The organism is Spirosoma profusum (assembly GCF_014699005.1).
Classification (GTDB): Bacteria; Bacteroidota; Bacteroidia; order Cytophagales; family Spirosomataceae; genus Spirosoma; species Spirosoma profusum.
In genome coordinates, this window is record NZ_JACWZY010000028.1 from 18,684 (window position 1) to 43,404 (window position 24,721).

The 24,721-nt window shown below is 47.8% G+C and carries 19 protein-coding genes; 12 read left to right on the plus strand and 7 right to left on the minus strand.

Features of this window, described 5'->3' with window-relative positions:
• The first annotated feature begins 33 nt into the window (after window positions 1–33).
• The 11 genes from hxpB (at window position 34) to IC229_RS25895 (ending at window position 13,621) form a co-directional block, all read left to right on the plus strand.
• Window positions 34–729, plus strand: coding sequence for a hexitol phosphatase HxpB (gene hxpB / locus IC229_RS25845; RefSeq protein WP_190890385.1), 696 nt, complete (start codon window positions 34–36; stop codon window positions 727–729).
• Between the two features lie 27 nt (window positions 730–756).
• On the plus strand, window positions 757–1,578 hold the full coding sequence (locus IC229_RS25850; RefSeq protein ID WP_190890386.1) for a PhzF family phenazine biosynthesis protein: 822 nt from the start codon (window positions 757–759) through the stop codon (window positions 1,576–1,578).
• 92 nt (window positions 1,579–1,670) lie between these two features.
• Window positions 1,671–2,687: a Gfo/Idh/MocA family protein gene (locus IC229_RS25855; RefSeq protein WP_190890387.1), complete on the plus strand. Its 1,017-nt coding sequence runs from the start codon at window positions 1,671–1,673 to the stop codon at window positions 2,685–2,687.
• Window positions 2,688–2,700: 13 nt separating this feature from the next.
• Window positions 2,701–4,350, plus strand: a complete 1,650-nt coding sequence (locus IC229_RS25860; RefSeq protein ID WP_190890388.1) for a DUF4980 domain-containing protein — start codon at window positions 2,701–2,703, stop codon at window positions 4,348–4,350.
• A gap of 187 nt (window positions 4,351–4,537) precedes the next feature.
• Window positions 4,538–5,956, plus strand: coding sequence for a DegT/DnrJ/EryC1/StrS family aminotransferase (locus tag IC229_RS25865; RefSeq protein ID WP_190890390.1), 1,419 nt, complete (start codon window positions 4,538–4,540; stop codon window positions 5,954–5,956).
• Entirely contained in the window at window positions 5,953–7,320 is a 1,368-nt protein-coding gene (locus IC229_RS25870) for a neutral/alkaline non-lysosomal ceramidase N-terminal domain-containing protein (protein ID WP_190890391.1), read from the plus strand. Before IC229_RS25865 ends, IC229_RS25870 begins: the two co-directional genes overlap by 4 nt.
• A gap of 26 nt (window positions 7,321–7,346) precedes the next feature.
• Window positions 7,347–8,666, plus strand: a complete 1,320-nt coding sequence (locus tag IC229_RS25875) for an NHL repeat-containing protein (RefSeq protein ID WP_190890393.1) — start codon at window positions 7,347–7,349, stop codon at window positions 8,664–8,666.
• Window positions 8,667–8,903: 237 nt separating this feature from the next.
• Window positions 8,904–10,271 (plus strand): Gfo/Idh/MocA family protein, encoded by a 1,368-nt coding sequence (locus IC229_RS25880; RefSeq protein WP_190890395.1) that lies wholly within the window; start codon window positions 8,904–8,906, stop codon window positions 10,269–10,271.
• Window positions 10,272–10,327: 56 nt separating this feature from the next.
• A complete protein-coding gene (locus IC229_RS25885; RefSeq protein WP_190890396.1) occupies window positions 10,328–11,644 on the plus strand; it encodes a sugar MFS transporter in 1,317 nt (438 codons plus the stop codon).
• Window positions 11,632–12,810, plus strand: a complete 1,179-nt coding sequence (gene nagA / locus IC229_RS25890) for an N-acetylglucosamine-6-phosphate deacetylase (RefSeq protein WP_190890398.1) — start codon at window positions 11,632–11,634, stop codon at window positions 12,808–12,810. The genes IC229_RS25885 and nagA overlap by 13 nt, the downstream gene beginning before the upstream one ends.
• Before the next feature lie 19 nt (window positions 12,811–12,829).
• Window positions 12,830–13,621: a glucosamine-6-phosphate deaminase gene (locus tag IC229_RS25895; RefSeq protein ID WP_190890400.1), complete on the plus strand. Its 792-nt coding sequence runs from the start codon at window positions 12,830–12,832 to the stop codon at window positions 13,619–13,621.
• Window positions 13,622–13,639: 18 nt separating this feature from the next.
• On the opposite strand, the gene IC229_RS25900 is transcribed toward IC229_RS25895, so the two are convergent.
• The 4 genes from IC229_RS25900 to IC229_RS25915 form a co-directional block, all read right to left on the minus strand.
• A complete protein-coding gene (locus tag IC229_RS25900) occupies window positions 13,640–14,416 on the minus strand; it encodes an SDR family NAD(P)-dependent oxidoreductase (RefSeq protein ID WP_190890402.1) in 777 nt (258 codons plus the stop codon).
• A gap of 221 nt (window positions 14,417–14,637) precedes the next feature.
• Entirely contained in the window at window positions 14,638–15,849 is a 1,212-nt protein-coding gene (locus tag IC229_RS25905; RefSeq protein ID WP_190890404.1) for a hypothetical protein, read from the minus strand.
• Window positions 15,850–15,936: 87 nt separating this feature from the next.
• Window positions 15,937–16,767 carry a type 1 glutamine amidotransferase gene (locus tag IC229_RS25910; protein ID WP_190890405.1) on the minus strand — a complete coding sequence of 277 codons (831 nt, stop codon included), beginning with the start codon at window positions 16,765–16,767 and terminating at the stop codon, window positions 15,937–15,939.
• A 134-nt stretch (window positions 16,768–16,901) separates the two neighbouring features.
• Window positions 16,902–18,002, minus strand: coding sequence for a carboxylate-amine ligase (locus IC229_RS25915; protein WP_190890407.1), 1,101 nt, complete (start codon window positions 18,000–18,002; stop codon window positions 16,902–16,904).
• Window positions 18,003–18,409: 407 nt separating this feature from the next.
• Between IC229_RS25915 and IC229_RS25920 the strand changes: the two genes are divergently transcribed.
• Window positions 18,410–19,360 carry a hypothetical protein gene (locus tag IC229_RS25920; protein WP_190890408.1) on the plus strand — a complete coding sequence of 317 codons (951 nt, stop codon included), beginning with the start codon at window positions 18,410–18,412 and terminating at the stop codon, window positions 19,358–19,360.
• Window positions 19,361–19,635: 275 nt separating this feature from the next.
• Here the strand turns inward: IC229_RS25920 and IC229_RS25925 are convergent, their stop codons facing one another.
• The 3 genes from IC229_RS25925 to IC229_RS25935 are packed head-to-tail and all read right to left on the minus strand — an operon-like array spanning window position 19,636 to window position 24,715.
• Window positions 19,636–21,273, minus strand: a complete 1,638-nt coding sequence (locus IC229_RS25925) for a hypothetical protein (RefSeq protein ID WP_190890410.1) — start codon at window positions 21,271–21,273, stop codon at window positions 19,636–19,638.
• A 5-nt stretch (window positions 21,274–21,278) separates the two neighbouring features.
• Window positions 21,279–23,525, minus strand: a complete 2,247-nt coding sequence (locus IC229_RS25930; RefSeq protein WP_190890412.1) for a hypothetical protein — start codon at window positions 23,523–23,525, stop codon at window positions 21,279–21,281.
• Complete coding sequence (locus IC229_RS25935; RefSeq protein ID WP_190890414.1) at window positions 23,522–24,715, minus strand: BatA domain-containing protein; 1,194 nt, start codon at window positions 24,713–24,715, stop codon at window positions 23,522–23,524. The genes IC229_RS25930 and IC229_RS25935 overlap by 4 nt, the downstream gene beginning before the upstream one ends.
• Window positions 24,716–24,721 lie beyond the last annotated feature (6 nt).

The window sequence follows — 24,721 nt, forward strand, 5'->3', positions numbered from 1 at the left end:
AATGTACCGACGGAGAGGTATTTGAAGAAATAAATGGAAATAAGCGCAGCAATTTTTGACATGGATGGTTTGTTGGTGGATTCAGAACCCCACTGGCGTATCATGGAACGGGAAGTTTTTGACACCGTTGGGTTGTATCTAACTGATGATCAATGTAAACAGACCACTGGCCTGCCCATCTTAGACGTAGTGAAATACTGGTACGCCCGCACTCCGTGGACAGAAGAAGCCGCAGCCGGACGTAGTTTCGAAGAGTTGGGAGAAGCCATTACGTCGGGTGTTCACGAACGTATCGCTCATTATGCTGAACCCATGCCGGGCGCGCTGGAAGCACTGGATTTTTTCGTGCGTCGTGGTATTCCGACAGCTATTGCGTCGGCGTCGCCAATGAGTTTGATTGAGGTAGTGGTGAAGCGTTTGGGTATTTATAATACGTTGACACTCTGGCATTCTGCTACGTTGGAAGCTCGTAATAAACCGGCTCCTGATGTGTATCTGGGTACGGCCCGTCGACTGAGTGTTTTGCCCGAGACGTGTCTGGCCTTTGAGGATTCATACAATGGGCTCCGGTCGGCTACTGCAGCGGGTATGCGAACCATTGCGGTTCCGGCTGATTTTGAACGTAGTGATCCTAAATTTGCTATTGCCGATAGTATCCTGAATTCGCTTACTGATTTTTCGGATCTGACATTCAATACATTAAAAGAACATACTATTCCTAACATTTAACAAGTGCCTGGCACACCCTTACTTTTTATGCGTATTTACCAGCTTGATGCTTTTACGGACCGATTGTTTGCCGGAAATCCAGCGGCTGTCATGCCGTTAACCGAATGGCTTTCCGATGAACAGATGCTTCAGATTGCTGCTGAAAATAACCTCGCTGAGACCGCTTTTTATGTCAAAACCGATCAGCCTGATACGTATCATATTCGCTGGTTTACACCCACAGTCGAAGTGGCGTTATGCGGTCATGCTACGTTGGCAACGGGTTATGTCGTGTTTTTTCTGGAAACGGACTCAATGCCCGAAAGCGACCAGATTTTTTTTGAATCACAAAGCGGCCAGTTGAAAGTATGTCGGAGCGAAAATGGCTGGCTGACACTCGATTTTCCTGCTGACGTAGTGCACAAAGCAAACCTGCAACCTCCCGCACTACTGGCTAGCGTAACCGAAAAACCCGTCGAAGTTCACAAGGGAAAAACGGATTATCTGCTGGTTTATGAAACGCAGGCCCAAATCGAAGCGCTGAACCCTGACTTCCGGGAAATGAGCACCGTTCCTGCGCGGGGTGTTATAGTAACCGCGCCTGCCGATGCGGATTCCGATGTTGATTTCGTGGCTCGTTTCTTTGGACCGCAGTCGGGCATTGATGAGGACCCCGTTACGGGATCGGCGTACACAACCCTGATGCCGTATTGGACCGAGAAATTGGGTAAAATCGAACTTACGGCCCGCCAACTTTCTAAGCGGGGTGGATACCTGCGCTGTAAACTCAATGCTGATGAAAACGGCCCCGGTCGGGTCGATATTTCAGGCCAGGTACAGCTTTACATGACGGGCGATATTAACTTCTGAGTGTTCTCATGTTGACCTAAGTATAACGAGTGCCATTACTTGGAGTAATGGCACTCGTTATACTCTGTATCTCGCCCCTTAACTTTCTCGCCATGACCAACAAATCCAATACCCGCCGAACATTTCTAAAAAAAGCTGCCGTGGGAAGCGCGGCAATTGGCTTACTAAACCCCGCCTGGTCGTGGGCGAGTAGGAATGAGGTCGATAAAGGAAAACGGGTTGGAATAATCGGACTCGATACGTCGCATAGTACGGCGTTTACCAAAGTGTTAAATGCCGCCGACGCAAGCCCTGATTATGCAGGTTACAAAATCGTGGCGGCCTATCCCTACGGCAGCCGCGACATCGAAAGCAGTTCAAAACGGATTCCGGGGTATATCGAGGAAGTCAAAAAACTGAACGTCGAAATCGTTGACTCCATTGACGATTTACTGAAGAAAGTCGACGTAGTGCTGCTCGAAACCAACGACGGTCGGCTACACAAAGAACAGGCCATTCAGGTACTGAAAGCCGGAAAACGAGTCTTCATTGATAAACCGATTGCGGCTTCGCTGAGCGACGTAGTGGCTATTTTTGAGGCATCGCGGCAGTATAAAGTTCCACTTTTTTCGGCCTCTTCACTACGTTACATCAAAGGCATCGAAAGCATCGATAAAAGTCAGGTTGTCGGTGCCGATACGTTCAGTCCCGCCGTACTGGAAAAAACGCATCCTGATCTGTTCTGGTACGGCATACACGGCGTAGAAACGCTCTACACAGTCATGGGAACGGGCTGCCGCAACGTAGTACGGGTGCATACTGATGGTACCGACGTAGTGATAGGCACCTGGGCCGATGGACGTGTTGGTACGTTCCGGGGAACACGTACGGGCAAACACGATTACGGCGGAACCGTGTATACGCAGAACGGTAACGTAAAACTTGGCCCGTATGGTGGTTATGAGCCTCTCCTAAAGGAGATTATCAACTATTTCGAAACGGGTAACGTACCCGTTAAACCAGAAGAAACCATCGAGATTTTTGCGTTTATGGAAGCTGCCGACGAAAGCAAACGGCGGGGTGGCGCGGCTGTGAGTCTGGAAAGCGTAATGAGTAAATTAAAGAAGTAACGACCCTACTCAGATGAAATCAGCCAGTACACGTGTCACATTAATCGGGTTGATTTTGTGCGTGACTCAGGTAGCGCAGGCGCAAAATCGTTCGATTACGATCACAAAACGATACCTGAATCTTCCTGTTACACAAGCCCAGAATAGGGGTAACATGAAGTTCAGTATCACTGATAAACCGGAGCGGACATTTAAAATACGCCTGGCTTCCGGTGAGCCTGACTACTGGGTGTTTTGCGACATGGCTGCCCTACAAGGAAAAACTATTTCCATTAGCTATGACGGAAATTCGGAGGGATTGAGTAAAATTTATCAGGATGATAAAATCGCCGGTCAGGATTCGCTGTATAAAGAGAAAAATCGCCCCCAATACCACTTTTCTACGCGCCGGGGCTGGATCAATGATCCCAACGGGATGATATTTTACGAAGGGGAATATCACCTTTTTTATCAGCATAATCCTTACGAACGCGAATGGGAAAACATGTCCTGGGGCCATGCCGTCAGCAAAGACATGATTCATTGGGAGGAGTTGCCAACTGCCTTATCGCCTGATAGTTTAGGAACCATGTTTTCCGGCTCTACCGTAATCGACTATGAAAATACGGCGGGTTTTAACAAAGGAAACGTACCGGCAATGGTCGCTTTTTTTACCGTCGATAATCCAGAAAAACAGATTCAGTGCATGGCTTATAGTCTGGATAAAGGCCGAACCTGGACAAAATATGCCAAGAACCCGTTAATCGATTCGAAGGCGAAATGGAACAGCAAAGATACCCGTGATCCGCGCGTGTTCTGGTATAAACCCGGTCGTCATTGGGTGATGGTGCTCAACGAGCGAGACGGACATTCGATTTACACGTCAAAAAACATGCGGGACTGGACGTATCAAAGCCATTTGACCGGTTTCTGGGAATGTCCTGACTTATTTGAATTACCCGTAGATGGCGATAAAAATAAGACGAAATGGGTCATGTATGGCGCATCTACTACGTACATGATTGGCACCTTCGACGGAAAAACGTTTACGCCCGAATCCGGTAAACATTCTTACACGACTGGCTCCATCTATGCGGCACAAACGTTCACGAATATGCCCGAAAGCGACCCCCGGCGTATTCAGATTGGCTGGGGGCGGATTCCGCAACGAGGAATGCCTTTCAATCACATGATGCTGTTGCCCACCGAATTGCAACTCCGCACTACCAGAAACGGTCCGCGTCTGTTCAGTGTGCCGGTTAAAGAAACGGCACAGTTATTTACACCAGTACAGCAATGGACTTCGCTGGATGCAACCGAAGCTAATGAGAAATTGAAGGCATTCGATCAACTAGAACGCTTTAGAATAAAGACAACGCTTAAACTGTCGCACGCTACCAGTGCAGGTCTCTCGCTAATGGGCCAGCGCATACTTGATTACGATCTGAATTCCAACCTGGTGAATGGCGTTTTCTACTCGCCGGAAAACATGACCAGCATGGAAATTTCTGCCGATATTTATGTTGATCGAACTTCGATTGAGGTATTTATTAACGGGGGTGAGTATTCCTATTCCCTTGAAAGAAAGCCAGTTGCGAATCCCAAGGAAAACCTTCAGTTTTGGGGGAATCGAATTGAGGTCAAGGAACTTCAACTATATACAGCAAAATCAATCTGGAAATAAGGTTTTTGTAAGGAACCGTTTTTGTCATTTTTTGTCATTCTGAGGTACGAAGAGTCTTAATGTTCCTTAATTCGAGAGTATGGATGCTTTAAGATTCTTCGTGCCTCAGAATGACAAAAACGCACATTTTTAACTTCTTTTCGAAATCTTAAAAGATTCGTCCTGGATAGTTTAACTCCGCAAAAGAATGGCATCTAAAAACGTATCGAGACGCGAGTTCATCAGGCGAAATTCCCTGACCGGCCTCAGCGCCATGTTGAGCCCATCACTATTTACGAACAGTATGGATAGTCCGGCGACGCCAGTTTCTGACGTACCGATCTCAATTATACACACTACGTCCAGCAGCCCGGCTTTGCTGGGGGGCGCACCCGTTCGTACGAAAAGCTGGCCGACCTGGCCCATCTGGAAACCGGAAACCGATGAAAAGCAATTACTCGAGGTGATACGTAGCGGCATCTGGTCGCGGGCGAACGTAGCAACCGAGTTTGAGCAGAAATGGGCGCAGGCGTTGGGTGTAAAACGTAGTTTGCTGGTTGTCAACGGTACCAATGCCCTGATTATCGCGCTGAGCCAACTTGACATTCGGGCAGGAGATGAGGTATTGGTTCCGCCTTATACGTTCATTGCTACGGTGTCGGCGGTGTTGGCAACGGGCGCTATGCCCATTTTTGTTGATGTCGATCCCGCTACGTTCCAGATTGATCCGGCCAAAATTGAAGCGAAAATTACGGTACGTACCAAAGCCATAATTCCGGTACATATTCTGGGTTTACCAGCTCAGATGAACCAGATTCTGCCCATCGCCAAAAAACATAATCTGGTCGTGATTGAAGATGCCTGTCAGGCACATCTGGCCGAAATCAATCACCAGAAAGTCGGTACGTTCGGGAGTGCAGGTTGCTTCAGTTTTCAAAACTCTAAAAATCTGGCCATTGGCGAAGGCGGAGCCGTGGTCAGTAACGACGATGCCTTCATGGACCGTTGTTTCTCGTATCAGAACTTCGGCAATCCGTATGGTGCGGGTGTGGGTTCGGTAAGTGTCGGTAGCATTCGACAGGGGAATAAACTGCGGACAACGGAATATCAGGCAGCTATCGGGCTGGCACAATTGGCCCGGCTGGATGCGCAGACGACCACCCGTAACGAAAACGCGGCTTACCTCAAAGCGCAGATTGAGAAGATTCCGGGAATTGTGCCCTACAAACTGTACGACGATGTAACGCGGGCGGCATTTCATCTTTTCCCTTTCCGTTACCAGAAAGAGGGATTTAAGGGACTGCCGCGAGCCGCTTTTCTGAAAGCGCTTCAGGCTGAAGGGATTCCGTGCTCGAACGGCTACGCTACGTTGAATAACCAGCCGTATCTGAACGACGCCTTTCGGTCGAAAAACTTCCAGAAAGTGTACCCGAAAGAAAGGCTCGATTTCAAGCAATACGTAGCGCAGAACCAGTGTCCCGAAAACGACAAACTCTGCAATGAAGAAGCTGTCTGGTTTACGCAGAATATGCTGCTGGGTACTAAAGAAGACATGAACGACATTGCTGCGGCCATCGAAAAAGTGCATAAAAACGCCGACGAACTGATTAAGCTGAGTAAAAAATGAAGTTACTGCATTCACTCAGTTTTATAATCTGGTTATGCCTGACCCCCGTTCTGACGAAAGCCGACATCAACGTAGCAGGCTGGAAAGCAGGTGTTTCGCGCGTGATCATTACCCCAAAACAGCCAATCTGGATGGCGGGCTTTGCCGTGCGAACACATCCGGCTGACGGTACGTTGCACGACCTATGGGCAAAAGCGCTGGCCTTGGAAGATGAAACTGGAAAGCAGGCAGTTTTCGTGACAACTGATCTGCTGGGTTTCCCAAAAAAACTCTCCGACCGCATCCGCGACCGTTTAAAAACCAGCTTTGGATTATCGAAAGCGCAAATTATTCTGAACAGTTCGCATACCCATTCTGGGCCGGTTCTGTCGGATGCACTGCTGGATATTTACCCCATCGATGCTGAACAACTAGCTAAGGTTGAGCAGTATACCGCTACGTTGGAAAATCAAATCGTTACGTTGGTGGGCGATGCGCTACGTAGCAAAGAACCCGTTACGTTGTCAGCGCAACAGGGGGTGACCCGATTTCAGGTGAACCGACGTAACAACAATGCTACGTTGCTGCATCGGTTGCCAGAGTTGCAGGGCCCGAACGATTACGCCGTTCCAGTTATTAAAGTGGAGAAAGCTAACGGTACGTTAAAAGCAGTTTTGTTTGGCTACTCCTGCCATCCGACCGTTCTCGACATCTATAGATGGTCGGGCGATTACGTCGGTTTTGCGCAATTGGAACTGGAAAAAGCCCATCCCGACGTAACAGCGCTCTTTTTTCAATGCGCTGGTGCTGATCAGAATGCCTTACCACGACACACGATACCACTGGCACAGCAATACGGGCGCGAACTGGCGTCTGCCGTTGAGCGGGTACTGGCTGAACCCATGCGTACTTTATCACCCCAACTTTCAACGGCTTATTCCGAAGTTGATCTGGCATTCGCCAAATCGCCGACGGAAACTGATTTGCTGGCCGTCACGAAATCAGATGTGCCGTACTATAAACGGTGGGCCGAGCGTATGTTGGCTAAACTCCGTCAAGGTGAATCGTTTATGACGTCTTACGCATATCCAGTGCAGGTCTGGCAACTCGGTAACCAGCCGATTATCAGTCTGGGGGGCGAAGTTGTGGTTGAATATTCTATAAAACTGAAGCAGATTTTTGGCCCTGATACGTTTATCGCGGGCTATTCCAACGACGTAATGGGCTATATTCCATCGACTACGGTGTTGCGCGAAGGCGGCTACGAAGGCGATACGGCTCAGATGGTCTACGGCCTGCCCGGTGTTTGGGCATCGACCATCGAAACGACTATTCTGAACGAGGTTGTTAAGGTGGCACGGCAGGCAGGTGTCAAAACGCCGTGACGATAAATAACGTATTGAAAATCACAATGTATAGCTCGATTGGCGATAAAGCGACTTCTGCCCCAGCGAAGTATCTGGAAGCGAAACGATATTATTCTGGCTTCGAACTGGCGCATGATACGTATAATGCGATCAATGCTGCCAGTGATGGTAACATTTACTACGTTCTTTCCTCTGAATCGTACGATCAGGGCGGGCAAATGTATATGTACAACCCACGTACCGATAATACTACGTTTATTGCCGACCTAACAGAAGTTTGTGGCGAAAAAGACCGTAAAGCGATACCACAGGGCAAAAGTCACGTTCGATTTTATGAACGTAACGGGAAGCTTTATTTCGTCACGCATATCGGTGTGTATGAAATGATTGACGGCATGGAGCGGTTGCCCCAGAATCCGCCAGAAGAATATAGTCTCTATCCCGGCGGTCACATTCTGTCGTATGATTTGGCAACTGCTACGTTCGAAAATCTAGCCATTGCACCGGATGGAGAAGGGCTGATTACCATGACACTCGATCGGGAACGAGGTCATATTTATGCGCTATCGTGGCCGCTTGGCTATCTTTTTCATTATGACCTGAATACGGGTAAACTGACCAATGCCGGATTGACGTGCGGTCGGGGAGAGGCTGGAACGGTGGGAGAAGATTATCGGGTAATCTGCCGGTCTATGTTCGTTGATCCGGGTGATGGCGCGCTTTACTTGTCTACAGCAGCGGGTGATATTTTAACGTATAATCCTGATTTCGGGAAGATTCGGAAAGTAGAAGATGTCCATTTACGCCTTGATTATTTTGGTCGATATGATGCTACCCGACCGGGCAGTATGGGCTACAACTGGCGGAAGATTTTCTGGTACGAACCCGAAGCCGTTGCGTATGGTGTTCACGGAAATTCGGGCTACTTATTTCGGTTCGACCCGCGTGCGCCAAAACTGGAGCTTGTTGAACGTATCGCGTCGGAGCCATCGAAACGTAGCGGCATGTTCGATCAGTTCAGTTATGGGTATCTTGGGTTTCAGCCGGGACCCGATGGCGAAACCATCTATTACCTGACTGGTGGGCCAATTTACATTGACGGTAAACGGGTAAAGGGCGAGGGTGAAATTGCTAAAGGAGCGGCTAAAGGACTGGAAAATCTGCATCTGATTACGTACAACATACCAAGTCGAACGTATCAGGACCACGGCCCTATTTTTTACACCGATGGAACCCGGCCTACGTACGTCAATTCCATTGCTATTGGCGACGATGGTTCGGTTTATACGCTGGCTCGATTTGAACATAATGGACACGAAATTCAGGATTTGGTAAAAATTCCAAATCCATTTCCAAAACCATAAAATCTGTTTTTGTATGATGGCTTTTTGTCATGCTGAGGAATGAAGCATCTTAGAAACTGTCTGAAAACCCCTAAATCCCCTGAAGGGGACTTTGTTCGAGTGCGAGTTAAGTCCCCTTTAGGGGATTTAGGGGTTTTCAGACAGCATCTTAAGGTTTTTATACACTCAAATTTGGATGCTTTAAGATGCTTCGTACCTACCTCAGCATGACAAAAAGATATTCCGAAACCTATCGCTATGAAAAATACAGAAACCGCCCGCCCCGCCGAATCGCGTAGAACTTTCCTTCGACAAACGCTCACTGGCACCGCAGCCCTGACGGTAGGCGGTATTTTGCCGGGTTTCAGTCCGGTAAGTTATGCCCGGATATTGGGCGCTAATGAGAAAGTACACGTCGGTGTGATGGGTGTCAATAGTCGGGGACTGGCACTGGCTAGTAATTACGCGCTTCAGCCGAATTGTGAGGTTGTTTCGATATCAGATGTGGATACGCGGGCGGCTGAAAAATGCATTACTACCGTTGAGGGTATTCAGAAATCAAAGCCCAAAAACCAGCCCGATTTTCGGAAAGCGCTGGACGATAAAGACGTCGATGCGCTCGTAATTGCCGCTCCTGATCACTGGCACGCACCCGCAGCAATTCTGGCGTCGAAAGCGGGCAAGCACGTATATCTGGAGAAACCGTGCAGCCACAACCCTAATGAAGGCGAGCTGCTGGTTGCCGTCGCGAAGAAGTATAAAAATGTGATTCAGATGGGTAACCAGCGCCGGTCGTGGCCGAACGTAGCGCAGGCTATTCAGGACGTAAAAAACGGCGTTATTGGTCGGCCGTATTTCGCAAAAGGCTGGTACACCAACAACCGCGCGTCGATTGGAATGGGTAAAGAGGTGCCCGCTCCGTCGTGGCTGAATTACGATTTATGGCAGGGCCCGGCTCCTAGACGGGCTTTTAAAGATAATCTTATCCATTACAATTGGCACTGGTTCTGGCACTGGGGCACCGGCGAAGCCCTCAATAACGGTACGCACATGCTCGACCTGATGCGCTGGGGATTAGGTGTGGAGTATCCAACCAAAGTGACATCGGCAGGCGGACGTTATCGCTACAAAGACGACTGGGAAGCGCCTGACACGCAGGTAATTAATCTGGAATTTGCCAACAATACGGCCATGTCATGGGAGGGACGTAGCTGCAATGGACGTACCGTTGAAGGAAATAGCGTTGGTGTAGTTTTTTACGGCGATACGGGCTCAATCCTGATTGAATCGGGAAATTCTTACAAAGTATTTGACCTGGAAAATAAACTGGTGAAAGACGTAAAGAATGACCTCCAAATTGACCCTCGGAACAAAATGAATCCGTCGCAGGCGCTGGATGCCATTCACATCCAGAACTTTTTCGACGCCATCAAAAAAGGTACTTCGTTGACTTCCGATATTGTCGGTGGGCACCAGAGTACGCTGCTTTGTCAGTTGGGAAACATTGCGTTACGTTCCGGCGGCATGCTCACCATCGATCCGACAAACGGGCACATTAAGGGTAACAAGGAAGCCGAAAAGCTTTGGAAACGGGACTACGAAAAAGGCTGGGAACCAACTCTTTAATGAAGAATGAAGAATAGGTTGTTCACTTCAGTTATTCGTTATTTATTACTTTCATTATGAGCTCATTAGCCATTAGTGCCCAGGGGCTGACAAAGCGAGATACGGCGATTTCGATCTTTCTGATCGGGCTAATGTTTTTCATTTTCGGATTTGTTTCCTGGGTGAATTCCATCCTGATTCCCTATTTCAAAATTGCCTGCGAACTCACTAGTTTTCAGGCCTATCTGGTCGCGTTTGCCTTCTATATTGCCTACTTCGTGATGTCGGTGCCGGCGTCGTATCTGCTCAAAAAGGTGGGTTTTAAGAAAGGGATGATGTTCGGTTTCTGGTTCATGGCTTTGGGCGCTTTCATTTTTGTGCCAGCGGCAATGACCCGTACCTACGCCATTTTTCTGATGGGCCTGTTTACTATCGGCATTGGCCTGGCTATCCTGCAAACGGCTGCAAATCCTTACATTACCATTCTAGGACCCAAAGAGCGAGCCGCCCAACGTATCAGTCTGATGGGTATCTGCAACAAAGCCGCCGGGATTCTGTCGCCCCTGGTTTTTGCCGCCGTTATCCTGCGTCCGACCGATACTGATCTGTTTGCGAAACTGAGTACTATGGGATTTGCCGAGCGCGCGGCAGCGCTCGATGAACTGGTTCGGCGAGTGATTACGCCCTACATGGCGCTCGGGAGTTTTCTGCTGTTGTTAGGTTTTCTGGTCTATCGTTCGCCCCTGCCCGAACTGAATACGGAACAGGAAAGTCCCGAAGTGGCAACCGCAAACGCTGGGAAGACAACTATTCTGCAATTTCCCCATCTGGTGTTAGGTGCCTTTGCCATTTTTTTTCATGTAGGTTCGCAGGTAATCGCTATCGATACCGTAATTGGCTATGCTGGTTCAATGGGTGTTAATTTGCTGGAAGCCAAAGTGTTTCCGTCGTATACGCTGGCTTGTACCATCTGCGGATACCTAATTGGGATCAGCCTGATTCCCCGTTTTATCAGTCAGGTCAACGCGCTACGTGTCTGCACGCTTCTAGGCACTACGTTCACGTTGCTTATTCTGTTTACAAAAGGGAACGTTACGTTGCTGGGCCACGCAACCGATATATCAATCTGGTTTGTAGTGCTCCTCGGCCTGGCGAATTCACTGATTTGGGCGGGTATCTGGCCGCTGGCGCTGGATGGGCTGGGACGGTTCACGAAACTGGGTGCGTCGCTGCTGATTATGGGACTTTGCGGAAACGCCATTATGCCCGTGTTTTATGGTTATTTCGCCGATAAATTCGACCTTCGGACGGCGTATTGGGTGCTGATGCCGTGTTACCTCTACCTGGTTTTCTACGCCGTGAAAGGCCATCAAATTCGGAAATGGGGCTTCTGAAAATTAGCAATGCTACGTTAATTACGCCCTACCGCAACGTTCGAAATGGTACGTTGGTGATTGAAAATGGATGCATTCTGGGCATTCATGAGCGTGATGTCGACGTACCAAATGCTACGTTACTCGATGCGGCTGGACAATACGTAGCGCCGGGATTTATCGACATTCACGTGCATGGGGGCGGTGGTTACGACTTCATGGATGGTACCGAAGAAGCTTTTTTGAAAATTGCCGAACTCCACGCTCGTTACGGCACTACGTCGCTGGTACCCACTACGTTGACCGCCGAAAAAGAAGACCTGTTGCAGACGCTCGATGCGTACGAACGGGCGAATCAGAACAACCAGCAGGGGGCTACGTTCCTGGGAATCCATTTGGAAGGGCCGTACTTCGCCATGAGTCAGCGGGGGGCGCAGGACCCGCGTTATATCCGAAATCCAGACCCGCAGGAATACGAAGAAATTCTTACCTATTCGTCGTCAATTGTCCGGTGGAGTGCGGCTCCTGAATTGCCCGGTGCCATTTCCTTCGGTCGTCGGCTACGCGAAAAAGGTATTCTGGCGGCCGTGGCGCATACCGACGCGATTTATGAAGACGTATTGGCCGCTTATGAAAATGGTTATTCGCTGGCAACGCATTTATATTCAGCCATGTCGGGTGTGACGCGCCGGAATGCGTTTCGGTACGCCGGAACGATTGAAAGTGCGTTTTTGCTGGATATGGATGTTGAGATCATCACCGACGGCGTTCATTTGCCTGCGCCCTTGCTCAAGCTGGTTTACAAAATAAAAGGAGCCGACAAGACTGCGTTGATTACCGACGCAATGCGGGCCGCCGGGATGCCCGAAGGCGAAAGCATGCTAGGTTCGCTCAAGAACGGCCTGAAAGTGATTGTCGAAGATGACGTAGCAAAACTGCCCGATCGTAGTTCGTTTGCGGGTAGTGTTGCCACTACGAATCGGTTGGTACGTAACATGGTGCAACTCGCCGACGTATCGTTGCTGGACGCCGTGCGTATGGCCAGCACAACTCCGGCACGTATCATGGGTGTCGATTCACGGAAAGGCTCACTAACAGTGGGTAAAGATGCGGATATCGTCATTTTTGACAAGAACATAAATATTGCCACTACGTTGGTTGGCGGGAAAATTGTTTACTCAAAATAAAACAACTAGTATACGTATCATGACCTCGATTACCCCTTTCAGCCAAACGTTTGCGATTGATAAACTTCGGGTTAATCTTTATAAAAATCGTCAGGATTTGGGCAAAGCTGCGGCTCAGGCCGTGGCCAGCCAAATTCGGGCGTTACAGCAACAGCAGGAATTTGTCAATATGATTTTTGCGTCGGCCCCGTCGCAAAATGAATTTTTGAATGGGCTGGTACTGGAAGCGGGTATTGATTGGGAGCGAGTGCGGGCGTTTCATATGGATGAATACCTCGGTTTGTCTGACGATGCCCCGCAACGTTTTGGAAAGTTTCTCAAGCACAAACTTTTCGATAACGTACCGATTCAGGAAGTTTTCTATATAAATGCCAATGCGGCTGATTCTGAGGAGGAATGCGCGCGTTATGCTACGTTGCTGGAGCAGTATCCCACTGATATTGTCTGCATGGGTATTGGCGAAAATTGCCACATTGCGTTCAACGACCCCCACGTAGCAGATTTCAACGACCCAGTTCTGGTGAGGCCGGTGCAGCTTGATTTAACCAGCCGCCAGCAACAAGTTCATGATAAATGCTTCGAAACACTGGAGCAGGTTCCTGAATACGCGCTAACTCTGACCATTCCGGCGTTGATACGTGCCAAACACGCGTTTTGCATGGTACCTGCCAGCCATAAAGCCGAAGCTATTTACCATACATTGTTGGATACCATCTCCGAGAAATACCCATCTACCATACTACGTTCGCACCCCGACGCTACGTTGTTCATCGATCAGGATAGTGCTGCTGAATATTTGAATAGGGCTTAAATAAACGGTTGCAGTACGTTAAATTACCGTTCCGCCATCAGCATAATACAAGCTTCCAGTACAATACGAAGAAGCATCGGAGGCTAGAAACAAGGCTAGTGGGCTAATTTCGTCGGTGGTACCCATGCGGGCGATGGGGATACGTTTGGTGAAATGATTCAGGATTTTTTCGTCCTGCCAGAGCGCCTGACTGAATTTCGTTTTAATCAGACCCGGACAAATGGCGTTGACCCGGATGCCATCTTGCCCCCATTCTTTTGCCAGCACTTTGGTGAGCATATTTAAGGCAGATTTGCTTACGCTATATATGCCCAAACCGGGGTCGGGCGTGTGGCCGGCAATGCTGCTGACCATAATTACACTGCCGCCACCGCGTGCTTTCATGCTGGGGTGACACAGCTTGCTCAACTCAAACGGCGCTTTAACGTTGGCCTGCATAATCTTATCGAAAGCGGCCCCATCGCAGTCGAGTGAGGGGCCGAAGACCGGATTCGAGGCTGCGTTATTCACCAGGATATCGATGCCGCCGTATGTAGCAATGGTTTTATCGACCAATTGCTGAAGTTGAGCCGGATCGCCAACGTGTGCGGCAATCCCTGTGGCTTCGCCCCCCTGCGCTTTAATGTCATTGGCAAGTGCATCACAGGCGTCCTGTTTTCGGCTGCTGACGACAACTTTCGCTCCAAAACGAGCAAAAACGCGGGCCATATCTTCGCCAATGCCCTTACTGGCTCCGGTAATGAGGGCGATTTTATCTGTAAGGTCAAAAAGGGCTTTTTCAGGGTGGGTTTCCATAAATAAATTACCAGTTTTAGGAGTACCTTTTTTTGTCATGTTGACGAAGGAAGCATCTTAAATCGTTCTTATTCTCAGATTTGGGTGTTTTAAGATGCTTCCTTCGTCAGCATGACAAAACCACTCATTTGTGGATTTGTACCCAAAAAGTTAAACTTCCTTAGTACGTAAAGGCAATAGAGCTTTACCCTCTGTGTATCTCTGTGAAAAAAGGTAGATACTTACTTTTCGAAGAAACAGACTGAACCGCCGACCCAATCTTTGTTTTTGTTGAAATTAACTCCGATCATTTCCCCCCGGCTCAAACGGCTCAGGTTTGTCATCAGAGTAGGTTTTGGGTCATCTTTGGGCCAGATGAAGAGCATTCGGATTTCGCATTTTACCAATCCGTCGGGCGATTGAATGACGGGTTCGTACTTCACCTTCCGTTGCAGCAGGTAACCGTCTCGTTGTTCCACGGGAATGGCATCAAGATCGGCTTGGGTGATGTTCAGTTTTACGCCACTTCCGGCAAATGAAAAAAGCGGTTTCAATACGTAATTTTCCAAGTCGGTTGGGTACGTAGCGAGGTCGGAGAGATAATAACTCGTTGGTACGTAGGGACTTTTTAGCAACGGAAGCGTGTATTTGCTGATGCGGAAAAACCAGTTCGGATGCCCAACCCACTCAACGTCTACGTCGTCGGTCAGGTGAAAGTCAGATTGTAAATCGGGGAAATTGGTTAGATCATCAAAAATCAATCGATTATAAATCCGTTTGATACGTATCTGCCGACCGTCTTTTTCGTAATACAGTTCCCGGCCTTCTTTCCGAATTTTGGTCAGACAAACCGCTTTAACGCCGGTGTGTTTTTCCGTCAACACGAAGTCGATACGTGTTTTTTGCTTCTCCGGGTAAATTTCCAGCAAAATCACTTCTTCCGGGTTGCAATCACCAACGAGTAAATCGCGCAAATGGGCCAGATAATCGTCGTTGGTATCGACTGCGAAGAGATGGGAAAGATTGTCAGGAATTGGATACGACGTCCGAAATAGATTTGCTACGTAAGGCTGAAAACCATAAAGCGAAGGAAACCCCTGTAACTCAATAAGCTGTGGTGTTAGTTCTCCGTGCGAAGGACCGTCTGAGTTGTCATGACAAACCGCAAAATCGACGGCCAGAAACTGCGTGTGTTCATCCTCATTCGGTACACGCTGACCCTCGGGAATGGCATTTTCGGTCAATGCCTTAAAATCGTCACGAGTTATGACGCTGACAATATCATCGCAAGCCTGTAAAATCTTATCTGTCAGTAGTTTCGGTACAAAAACAGGCGTTTCGGCTACACGAAAATCTAACAGGCCAGGTAGGTCGGCGTTGATTTTATCCAGGAAAGCCCGGTAGGTTTCCGGGCTGAAAGCTGCATTGAACGATTGACGAACGAACTGTATCATGGTTCAGATTCATAAAACCCAGTAACCGGTTGACAGATTACTGGGTTTGAGTAAGATAGTTTGACCAAAAACGGCCTGATGTTACGTTTATTCTGCAAACTGCTCGGCAGGTGCTAACGACGAAATCGCTCGACGTAGGAAACCTGGCAAAATCACAGATTCAGTCAGCGGAATTTTATCGGGGTCCTGTAAATAAGCGACCATGTCGTCATATTTGGCCTGACCGAAATTATTAATGATCTGATTGCGCTTTTCTTCTTTCTTGAAATACCGCAACATCCCTTCATTGTCGGCTTCGGGATGGAACTGAGTTCCAATGATTTCAGGCGAAAAACGCACAGCCATAATAGCCCGATCGAGTGGTACGTGTGGACGAATTTTTTCGAGACATAAAATAGTTGCGCCTAACTCTTCCATCCGTTCGAGGTTTGGCGATGTAATCTGATAATCGCGCGAATCAACGGCATAAAAAGGGTCGGGCAGACCACGTAGCAATGGTTCCGTACAACCATCGTCGGTTTTGTGAACGGGTAGAATACCAAACGAAGTTGATCGGCGTCGGCTCAATACCGCCACATCGAGATGACGGGTTACCAGTTGGAAGGAATGGCAAATCAGGAAAACAAATTTCTTGCGTTCGCTACGTTGGTTCCAGTCGAAAAGCTGGTCGATCAGGTCAAAATAGCGGGCTTCCCACGCATCGGTCGAAGCCATGGGGCTTCCTGGCCCTCCCGACGAAATATAAATATCATAGTCCAGACCAGGAACCTGATTTTCAGCCCGAACATTAAATACGTCGAATGCCAATTGGTCATGATCGTTACCCTGTACGTTACGGATTAGCTGTAAAATACAACGCATACCTTCGTTGGCATGGTTGTTATTCATATCCAGAACGGCAATTTTTACTAGACTCATAGAGGTAAATGCATCTGTTAAACAAATTGACAGCTTTCTGTTGTCGGTATTTAGACGTTTAAATCGGCAAAACGGACAACCGAAAACAGAGAACTGTCAACAATATTGGGGGATGAAAGCCACCTTACTAACAACTATTGGATACCATAAGAAGTTTCTTGAACGATATAATCGACCACGCTTTTCAGGTTGTTGTGCTGCTGAAACACAGCGATTTGCCGATCAGCACCGGTGCCCATTTCCAAAATTTTCAGGACATATTCACACTCTGCCCGGCTGCCCAGATCATCTACTACGTCGTCAATAAAATTGAGCAGTTCGTGAATCAGATGGTGGGTCGGTACTTCTTCCTGTTTGCCAAAATCAATGAGTTTTCCTTCGATACCGTAACGAGCGGCCCGCCACTTGTTTTCGTTGATGAGAATCCGTCGATACGGGCGGAAATTAAGGTTTTGCTTGTGGAGTTTATAGATTTTGGCAACCAGCGCCTGCATAATGGCGGCCAGACAAATCGTCTCGTCAATTCGCATCGGTACGTCGCAGATACGAAATTCGATGGTATCGAAGAACGGGTGTAGCCGGATATCCCACCAGATTTTCTTGCCGTTGTCGATACACCCCGTTTTTACCAGCAGATTAATGTATTCGTCGTATTCGGCCGCCGACGAGAAAAAGTCGGGAATTCCGGTCCGGGGAAATTTGTCGAAAACTTTGGAGCGATACGATTTAAAGCCCGTGTTACGTCCCCGCCAGAACGGTGAATTGGTGGAGAGTGCGTAAATGTGAGGTAGAAAATAACGTACTGCGTTCATAATCTGAATGCCCTCGTTCCGACTCTCGATACCAACGTGGACGTGCAGACCAAAAATCAGGTTGGATCGTGCTACGTCGCGCAATTCTTCGATGAGCCGGTCGTAACGCTCATTGGGCGTAATAAGCTGTTCCTGCCAGTCGGAGAAAGGATGCGTACCAGCTGCGGCTATTTTAAGGTTTTGTTTTTCGGCCAGTTCGATGATCATCTTGCGGAGGTACGTAACCTCCTGACGCGCATCCTGAATATTGTTGCACACATTGGTTCCAACTTCCACCACGGCCTGGTGCATTTCGGCCTTTACACGCTCCTGAAGCACAATTTGTCCGCCATCGACAATTTTTGACATGTGCGAACGCAACTCGCCTGAACTGGGGTCTATTGTTTGAAACTCTTCTTCAATTCCTAAGGTGAAGACTGGCATCGGCAATATGGGTTTGAGAAATATGATTCTGTAAGCTAAGAAACGAAAATGGAATATACTAGTTTTTGCATTGACGCACTACGTTCGGTGCGGACAAGCGGTTTTTTGTTAGGAGTTATAACTATTTGAAGAATATTTCCTGAAGTAAAAAATGCTGCCTCATTTGCTGATATATCATTCGTATGTTTTATATCATCTATATCTCACTTACGTAGTTTAAATACTTAATACAGGTGATTTATGTAACTACAGAGTGATTATAAATAATTATATAAATGTCCTATAATTATTTTTTTGTTTATTTAAAGTGTCAATATTGCGCATAGAAAACCCCACGCTAGTTTGGAGACAGGACGCAGGGCTTTTTTTAGTAGTTCAATGTCTTACTATCAAACCAATGTAAAGAAATGAAAAATTATCAAAGTTTATGGGCTTTTGCGGCAATTATATTTTTGTCTTTAGGCTATGTAGTATCCTGTAAAAAGGAAAGTGACACGCCCGTAAAATCACAAGATGACAACCAGTACATGGAAATTGGTGGACTGCAAGCTAAAGTAAATCTAGGGCTAAACACTAAAAACAATTCGTTTACGCTGGAACAAGAAGCGTTGGTAGACAATCAATTGACCTTACCAAAAGGGACGGTTATTCAAAAAATTGAAAATGATCCTCACTCACTTTTATTTACGCTGCCCATAAATTATCGCCTGACAGGGTCTGGTGCCAGAGTTGCTGAAACAGCCCTTACTGGTGGTAAAGTGACTTGTAAATGTACACAAGGTTCTGGGTGTAGCCCGTTAGTGTCAACCATTCAGAAAACGACGATTGGTTGTTTAATGAATGATCAATGTGGAGCATGTACAAACATGACTTCTGCTCGTATTGGCAGTGAGGATGTAGAAATTCAGAATAGTCAAGTGATTGATTTTTCGAAAGATATTCACTTTGTAACCGAGAAAAGTGGGCTGAGTGGTTTGAAGTGTATTACATCCGAAATACTTGATGTAAAAGAAGTTCAGGAAGGACTAAGAAAATTTGTTACTGCTTATCAGGGAAAAAACACGGAACAACTTTATAAGGCAAACTCGATAGAAGAAATGCCTGAAAACTACGAATTTGTGGTTGTAAGTGCCTATGGACGAGTTGTATTAGTTCCAGTAGACAAAACGCTGGCCTATTTTCTTACAAATTCCGCAACCAATGACGGATTTGTATCAAGAGCAAGGGTGGCCGCTGAAAGTTGCAAATGTAACTCAGGTACGAGCGGATGTGTAAAAGGCTCTAAAAGTGTCCCATTTCTGGGAAAAGTAGTGTACTGCGAAGCGGGGAAATGCACAAATTGTTCACTTAATTACTGAAGCTGTTTAAACTTAGTAAAATGCTGGTGAATTGGCTGTTTTTTGTCATGCTGAGGCACGAAGCATCTTAAAGTCGATTGATAGGCAACTTTAAGATGCTTCGTGCCTCAGCATGACAAAAAAATACACCCGAGTTTGGCTCAAAAAGAAAAGTTTAAACAGCTTCACTAGCTAATCTGTATCAGTCATAATCCTCGAAGGGAATAGTTTTACACACTTTCCAAGGATTAGGACTATAACAGATTAGCTCGAAATGACCTCTTTAAAATCGAATCTCAGCTAATTTTCGGCTCGACCCACAACGCTGTGAAACACGTAATTAAAAATAACAACCAAATCCAGTTTGGTAATTGCGCCGATATCGCCTGATTTAACGTAGTACGGATGGTTTGCTGCTGCAAATGAGCTTTTATGAACTGACTAATTATCTGTTTGTTACGTAGTAAATCATCGGCTACTACGTCATTCACATACACCGCCAGTGTATCCTGCACCGACTGCCAGCCCGATTGCGGGAACAGCGATACACCCTCCAATAAGCGTTCGTTGATGGGTAATTGATGCAGATACGTAGTGTCTGAACCAACGCGAACAAATCGAGCGGGTTTTCCGGAACTGTTTACCAAAATGGACTGCCGGATTCCTTTAAAAACCGGAGCTTCGACCTGAAAAGTATTCTGATCCGGTCGCACCAGACGAGCCAGTACGCTCGTCCACAGGCGTGTATACGTAAGACTGTCGCCACTGAGCGCGAGCGGATACGTTTCGCTTAACAGACTGACACCCAAACGGCCTGTCGTTTGCTGCACAGCGACGGGGAAATTCGTCACCGGAAATTGATTCAGATTGTCGACAAAACGGTAGGGTAGGGCGTTCAGTCCATTCGAAAGCGGTATTATCGGCTCATTGCTCATTTTCCGAACTTGCCAACGACTTCCCATCGCCCGATTAATGAGTTGACAATCTGTTTCCGGATTAGTAAGGTTGATAAACATGACGGCCTTGCCACTGACTATTGCCTTACGAACTGCTACGTTGTTAGCATTGGCTGGCTCGGTAATGATGAGGTCCGGCGTTTTGCTAATGGATTTTCCAGGATTGTTGATCCTGAGTGTACTGCTGAGGTTTTTAGATAACGTAGCGGAAATGGTTACACTATGTCCCTGTTTTCCAAGCCAGTCGGCCAGGGTTTTGCTTTCGAAATCAGGATTGTTGAGCAAAAACTGAATGGTGAGTGGCTGATTGGAACGGGCGAAATAACGTAGCGTATCCAACGTAGTGCTGCCCAGTATTACGTTCACCTGATTCTGCCCGAGGGCAAACGCCGGAAACTGGAACGCAAACGTATTATCCCCCTCACGTAGCGCCACGCTATCCAGCGTTCGATTGCCGAAACGAAGTTTCAAGGGTTGGGTTTCTGAGGAGAAAATTCGGCCCGTTACGTGCTGCATTTCACCTTGTTGCACAATGCCTTTCCAGCGAATCGACTGAAGCTGATCGGGTGCGTCGTAAGGAATCCAACGTAGTGCTACGTTACTCAGTTTCGTGAGCGTTTCGGTGGGGAAGCGTTGGCCCAACATTGTTACCGAATCAACATTCGCTTTGAAATTTTGACTCGTAAAGCTTTCCTGAATACGCAGGCTATCCTTCATGCGCCGGACAAAGGCAGACGGTACGCCATCGCCCACGAGTAAAATATGCCGGGCAGGTCGGTCGATGGGCCACTCAGGCTGAAGAAAATAACCGGTCAATAGCAACCACAGCAGCCCATTTAATCCACCCCTTACCCATTTCCGCCCGATGCTGAGCGACGGATTTCGGGCAATCAGCCAGATTTGGCCAACCAGCAGAATGAGCAACGTAGTGGCAATGAGCCAATTGATTGGATCGGTCCAATTTACAATACTTTGCATTGGCTTTACTTTAACTGTTGCCAGAAAACCTGTTGTAGTTTACGGTCGCTCATGTAGTTTGCGCCAGTACGTTCCGAGGGGTTCGCTAAGGCGTACAAGCGGGTTTTGAGACCAGTTTTTTCTACGACCGTGATTGATTTACCCGCCACCAATTTCTGGAGTGTCGCCAGCACTGACCAGTTTGTAATACCACTATTTACAACCCGTTCGGTCAGCGCGTTGCCAAGTTGCTGAACAGTCTGGCGTTGCCTGGAACTCAGCGTCGGCAAATCCAGAAAGCCAAGCGTTTCAGCAACTAACGCTTCAATACGCTGCTGGTTATAGCTACGTTCCTGACGAAACGCGTCTGTTACGTTCTTCAGCTCGCCCGTCAGCCGGGTTTCTTTTTCTTTGGTCTGGGGCGGGTCGAAACCGGTTTTCTTGACGTAGGAACGGGCCTTCTGCTGCGATAATTTCAAATATTTCAGGGCTTCGCGTTCAAAAGGCAGGGCTTTTTCGGGCTCATACAGGCGCAGATGCAGTTCCGATTGCCACATGTTTTCCAGCGCCATTTTCAGTAACGAACGAGTCGACTGTTCATGGAACGTATTGGTTTCGGTATCGTCGTGCGAGTGCATATATTGCTCCAGCAACGCAGCTACAGGGTCTTTGTCGTCTGAATTGCCGCCCCCGCCGTGATTATGGCCGTCATCGGCGCTATGGGCGGGTGCAGGAGTAGGGGCTACCTGCTCGCCTTCGCCCTCGTCGTGCTTGTGCATGTAAGCCTGAATGGCTGCCATTCCAGCCACAACCGCACCATCGCCGTTGGTGGGCAGAGGACTGCCGCCCCCGATGTTTTTTTCAAACTCTTCGCCTAAAAATTGTCCGTATCGGAGACGTAGCGCTTTCTGGTCGAAACCGATTTCATTGGATTGGCTTTTGAAGGCCGGGGTCGCGTTCAACTTGTCGGCCATCTTTTTACGACTCGCAATCAGTTTTTCGGTATCGATGATAATCTGGCGCTGACTTCGAAAATATTCCGGCATGATGTTAACCGCCATCGTTGCCAGTTCGCTTTCTTCGGCTTGCGTCGTGTCTTTATACACCACGAAATACGTATCTGACTTGGTGAAATTTGGTTCGGGCTGGCGATTGTCGAAAGCGGCCCAGTAGTAATACAGTTCATCGCCGGGCGCAAATTGCAAGGCGTTGAGATCAAGCGCTTTAGTCAGTTTTGCTTCCTGGAAATTTTCTTGACTGAGGGGTAGTTTTATTTCCCGAAATTTCACGTTTTCGCCAGATCCCCGCGCTACGGTCGCCACAATGAACGCTTGTGATACGTTAAAATCGTCTGAGATTTTAGCACCAATAGTCAACGTTTTTGGGTCTTTCAAGAAGTGAAATTTGTATAATTCCTTTGAGTTGGGCTCGATTTTGGGGGCCAGATCGGGTTTGGCTTCGAGCCGATAAAAATCAGATTGATAAATGAGCGAATCGCGTTTGTTTTCCATCCGCCAGTACGCTTTGATGGCATACAAACCCGAACTGACCAACTTATCCTGATACGTAAACCCGTCTCCTGCTTTCCGAAAAGCCAGTTCTTGCCCACGACTTCCAACCAGACGTACTAATACGTTCTGATTGTCAGTGAATTGTACTTGCCACGTCAACGTAGCGCCGACCGTGGCTGATGCGTTCAGGTTATTCGAGCGCGTATCGGACAGACGCGTGTAGGCAGGTGGCTTAACGTGCAGACTGGCTGATTTAAACGTTGGTGGAATCGGCTCAGGTTCTGTTACGAACGTTTTCAGAAAACCTCGTTCTTTAGGGCTACCGGGCGTATTTTTCTGAAAAATTGGAAAAACGTAGTGAACTCCCAGCACCAGCAGCAAAGGCAGTACATACAAACTGATTTTCGACCAAAGCACAACAGGGATGCGCACGTTCTGAATGTGTTCGTTCAGTCGCTCGACCTGTAATTGTTCGGCTAGATTAAGCTCTGGTTTGGCCAACAAGGGTAAGCTGTATTCGACATTTCCGACAGTCTGGTGAATGAGTCGGATGGCCTGCTCTTTTTTACTCTGATAAAGTTTGGTAATGATGGCACCAGCGGAAAATCCAGCCAGGCCAGCCAGCCACGGCCAGACCACCGATGGACCGGCGAACGTAACAGTCAGCAGATAAGCCGATGCCGCTATCAACAGACAACGTAGCAGCGCATTGGCATACAACTGGTAGGTTACCGATGCAAGCAGGCGTTTTAGTTCGTTCATGCGTTTTTGGTTAAAGCAAGCCAGCGTTCAACTAGTAGTAAACTGATAAAAACCAGTAAGAGTGCGTTCTGAAATCCGGCCTGTTGCTGTTTGTCGATTTTCGTAGATGGAATAAAAAGGGCTTTTACATCCTGTTGACTCAATGGCACTTGATTGGTATAAAGCCCCAAATGACGTACCAAATGCTCCCCCAGCCACTCTGGTAACTGCCCTGTTTCGACCCGATCCGAGGTTTGGGGCGTTAGTGTTTCATTCGTAAAAATGACGTTACGTAACCCCAGATGTTGCACGGGCGCCGACACGATATAGAGTATTTGCGGAAGCGGCTTGGCAGGTAGCTGATCGGCTAAAACCCAATGATACGTTCGATTTGGAACTGGTTGTTCGTCAATGACTAAATCCAGCGAGTACACGTCCATCAGTGCTTTCAGAGCGGCCTTTACAGTTTGCCGTTCTCGTGGGTTTCGATAATTAATCAACGTAAATAAAGTGCCTGAATGGGTCGGTGCCGACTGAAATCTGAGGGCTGGATCTAGCGTGGATGCCGCAGTCAGTTTCCCTGCCAGATTCATGAACAGCTTTTTATTTTGCTGTACGTTCAAATACGGGCGGGACTCTGCGATTGAATCGACAAGCGGATGCAGATGAAACCGTACCGGTACCGTTATGACAGGTACGTCAGCCAGGGTTTGGTTGTTCAGAACGTAGAGGTGAAGCTCTGTATTTTTTGTATCAAGTTGATTGATAGCCGTTTGAATTGATAAAGTATTCGGCTTCACCGACTGTTTCGAAGCAGTGGCATTCTCGCCAAACGTAGTAAGCTGTTCATCGGCCCAGGCAATCCGTTCGCCTTTTTTTTGTGCTTCCGCTAATTCAAATCGAAAATTGTCGGCAACGGTGGTATTCGGCTGAACGAGGTGAACTTTCCGGATAACAGGTGGCTTTGCCAACCAGTTTGACATAGGCTGAGCCAGTAAAAAGGCAAGCAGAACCAGCAGCAGGCAGCGAATAATCAACAGCAGAATATTATCGAGTCGAAGCCCACGACTTTGTTGCTGTTGCTTTTCAATGAGCCATTGCGTAGCCGCCCAGGGTAGCGGTTTTCCGCGCTTCTGGTGCCAGAAGTGAATAGCCACCGGAATAACGATAGCCAACGCTCCCCACAACAACAATGGCTCAATGAATGACATCAGGTC

What these genes read in the sequence shown, in the direction of transcription:
- hxpB (WP_190890385.1), top strand. Translation starts at nt 34, where the DNA reads ATGGAAATAAGCGCAGCAATTTTTGACATGGATGGTTTGTTGGTGGAT.
- IC229_RS25850 (WP_190890386.1), top strand. Translation starts at nt 757, where the DNA reads ATGCGTATTTACCAGCTTGATGCTTTTACGGACCGATTGTTTGCCGGA.
- IC229_RS25855 (WP_190890387.1), top strand. Translation starts at nt 1,671, where the DNA reads ATGACCAACAAATCCAATACCCGCCGAACATTTCTAAAAAAAGCTGCC.
- IC229_RS25860 (WP_190890388.1), top strand. Translation starts at nt 2,701, where the DNA reads ATGAAATCAGCCAGTACACGTGTCACATTAATCGGGTTGATTTTGTGC.
- IC229_RS25865 (WP_190890390.1), top strand. Translation starts at nt 4,538, where the DNA reads ATGGCATCTAAAAACGTATCGAGACGCGAGTTCATCAGGCGAAATTCC.
- IC229_RS25870 (WP_190890391.1), top strand. Translation starts at nt 5,953, where the DNA reads ATGAAGTTACTGCATTCACTCAGTTTTATAATCTGGTTATGCCTGACC.
- IC229_RS25875 (WP_190890393.1), top strand. Translation starts at nt 7,347, where the DNA reads ATGTATAGCTCGATTGGCGATAAAGCGACTTCTGCCCCAGCGAAGTAT.
- IC229_RS25880 (WP_190890395.1), top strand. Translation starts at nt 8,904, where the DNA reads ATGAAAAATACAGAAACCGCCCGCCCCGCCGAATCGCGTAGAACTTTC.
- IC229_RS25885 (WP_190890396.1), top strand. Translation starts at nt 10,328, where the DNA reads ATGAGCTCATTAGCCATTAGTGCCCAGGGGCTGACAAAGCGAGATACG.
- nagA (WP_190890398.1), top strand. Translation starts at nt 11,632, where the DNA reads ATGGGGCTTCTGAAAATTAGCAATGCTACGTTAATTACGCCCTACCGC.
- IC229_RS25895 (WP_190890400.1), top strand. Translation starts at nt 12,830, where the DNA reads ATGACCTCGATTACCCCTTTCAGCCAAACGTTTGCGATTGATAAACTT.
- IC229_RS25900 (WP_190890402.1), bottom strand. Translation starts at nt 14,416, where the DNA reads ATGGAAACCCACCCTGAAAAAGCCCTTTTTGACCTTACAGATAAAATC.
- IC229_RS25905 (WP_190890404.1), bottom strand. Translation starts at nt 15,849, where the DNA reads ATGATACAGTTCGTTCGTCAATCGTTCAATGCAGCTTTCAGCCCGGAA.
- IC229_RS25910 (WP_190890405.1), bottom strand. Translation starts at nt 16,767, where the DNA reads ATGAGTCTAGTAAAAATTGCCGTTCTGGATATGAATAACAACCATGCC.
- IC229_RS25915 (WP_190890407.1), bottom strand. Translation starts at nt 18,002, where the DNA reads ATGCCAGTCTTCACCTTAGGAATTGAAGAAGAGTTTCAAACAATAGAC.
- IC229_RS25920 (WP_190890408.1), top strand. Translation starts at nt 18,410, where the DNA reads ATGAAAAATTATCAAAGTTTATGGGCTTTTGCGGCAATTATATTTTTG.
- IC229_RS25925 (WP_190890410.1), bottom strand. Translation starts at nt 21,273, where the DNA reads ATGCAAAGTATTGTAAATTGGACCGATCCAATCAATTGGCTCATTGCC.
- IC229_RS25930 (WP_190890412.1), bottom strand. Translation starts at nt 23,525, where the DNA reads ATGAACGAACTAAAACGCCTGCTTGCATCGGTAACCTACCAGTTGTAT.
- IC229_RS25935 (WP_190890414.1), bottom strand. Translation starts at nt 24,715, where the DNA reads ATGTCATTCATTGAGCCATTGTTGTTGTGGGGAGCGTTGGCTATCGTT.